The following is a 2,004-nucleotide window of genomic DNA, read 5'->3' on the forward strand; positions in this document are numbered from 1 at the left end:
GGACCGGACCGGCCCCGCACCCGCCGAGCGACCCAGGAGAGCGCCGTGACGCCAGAGCCGCACGACCCCACCACCGACCGGACGGCGGCCCCCCGCCGGCGGACCGTACTGGCGGCGCTCGGCGCCCTCCCGGTGCTCGCCGCGACGACGGGAGCGACGGGAGCAGCGGGAGCGGCGGGGGCGGCCGCGACGACCGCGAGCGCGGCGGCGGCCGGGACGGCGGTGCTGATCGACCCGTCGGTGCGGCGCCAGAGCATCCGGGGCTTCGGCGGCATGAACCACCCGCTCTGGGCCGGCGACCTGACCGCCGAGCAGCGCGAGACCGCGTTCGGCAACGGCCCCGGCCAGCTGGGCTTCAGCATGCTGCGGATCCACGTCGACGAGGACCGGGCGAACTGGAGCCGCGAGGTGGCGACCGCGAAGCGGGCGGCCGAACTGGGCGCGATCGTCTTCGCCTCGCCGTGGAACCCGCCGGCCGCCATGGTGGAGACCTTCGTCCGCAGCAGCCAGAGCAACGCCCGCCGCCTGCGGTACGACATGTACGGCGCGTACGCCCAGCACCTGGAGGACTTCCGGGTGTTCATGGCGGACAACGGGGTCGAGCTGTACGCCGTCTCGGTGCAGAACGAGCCCGACTACGCGCAGGACTGGACGTGGTGGACGTCCGACGAGATCGTCCGCTTCCTGCGCGAGAACGCGGGCGCGATCGGCACCCGGGTGATCGCCCCGGAGTCCTTCCAGTACGTGAAGTCCCTCTCCGACCCGGTCCTGAACGACCCGGTGGCGCTCGCCAACCTGGACGTCCTGGGGGCGCACCTGTACGGCACACCGTTCGCGAACTTCCCCTACCCGCTGTTCCAGCAGAAGGGGCAGGGCAAGGAGCTGTGGATGACGGAGGTGTACTACCCCAACAGCTCCGACTCCGCGGACCTGTGGCCGCAGGCGCTCGGCGTCGGCGAGCACATGCACCACGCGCTGGTGGACGGCGGCTTCCAGGCGTACGTGTGGTGGTACATCCGGCGCGGCTACGGGCCGATGCGCGAGGACGGGCGGATCAGCAAGCGCGGCGCGGTGATGGCGCACTTCGCGAAGTTCGTCCGCCCCGGGCACGTGCGGCTGGACGCGCCCGCGAACCCGCAGTCGGGCGTGTGGACCTCGGCGTACCGGGGCGGCTCCGCGGTGACGGTGGTGGCCGTCAACCAGGGCACGGCGGCGGTGAGCCAGCAGTTCACCCTGGCGGGCGGCACCGCCCCGGCCGGGGTGTCCGCCTGGGTGACGGACGCCACCAGGACGCTGGCGGCCCAGGCCGGGCCCGCCCCGTCGGGCGGGTCGTTTACGGCGGTGCTGCCCGCGCAGAGCGTCACCACCTTCGTCGTCTCCCTCGTCGCGGTCGAGCCGATGCCGCCGACGGCGCCCGGCACGCCGGTGGCGGGGGAGGTGACGGCCACCTCGGCCGCCCTGTCCTGGGCGCCGTCGACCGACGACGTCGGGGTGGTGCGCTACGACGTGGTGCGGGTGGACGGCTCCGGCGAGAGCGTGGTCGCCTCGACCACCACCGGCCGGGTCACCGTCACCGGCCTGGCCGCGGGCACCGCGTACGCGTTCGCGGTGTACGCCTTCGACGCCCCGGGCAACCGTTCGCCGCGCTCGGCGACCGTCGCGGTGACCACGGCCGCGGCCCCGGCGGGCGGCTGCGGGGTCGACTACCGGGTGACCAACAGCTGGGGCGGCGGGTTCCAGGGCGAGATCGTGCTCCGCAACACCGGGACGGCCGCGCTGTCCGGCTGGACGCTGTCCTTCGCGTTCACCGCCGGGCAGGTGATCGGCCAGATGTGGGGCGGCACCGCGACGCAGAGCGGGGGCGCGGTGAGCGTGGTCCCGGCGGACTACACCCGGACGGTCCCGGCCGGCGGCTCGGTCACCCTCGGCTTCATCGCCACCCAGGGCGCCGCCAACCCCGCCCCGGCCGCCTTCGCGCTGATCGGCGCCGCCTGCGGCTGATCC

The 2,004-nt window shown here is 74.8% G+C and carries 1 protein-coding gene; it reads left to right on the forward strand.

Going from position 1 to position 2,004, the window contains the following annotated elements:
• The first annotated feature begins 45 nt into the window (after positions 1–45).
• Positions 46–2,001: a cellulose binding domain-containing protein gene (locus ACFUEL_RS39025; RefSeq protein WP_380242861.1), complete on the forward strand. Its 1,956-nt coding sequence runs from the start codon at positions 46–48 to the stop codon at positions 1,999–2,001.
• The last annotated feature ends 3 nt before the right edge of the window (positions 2,002–2,004 follow it).

The organism is Kitasatospora sp. NPDC057198 (assembly GCF_042670125.1).
Taxonomy (GTDB): Bacteria; Actinomycetota; Actinomycetes; order Streptomycetales; family Streptomycetaceae; genus Kitasatospora.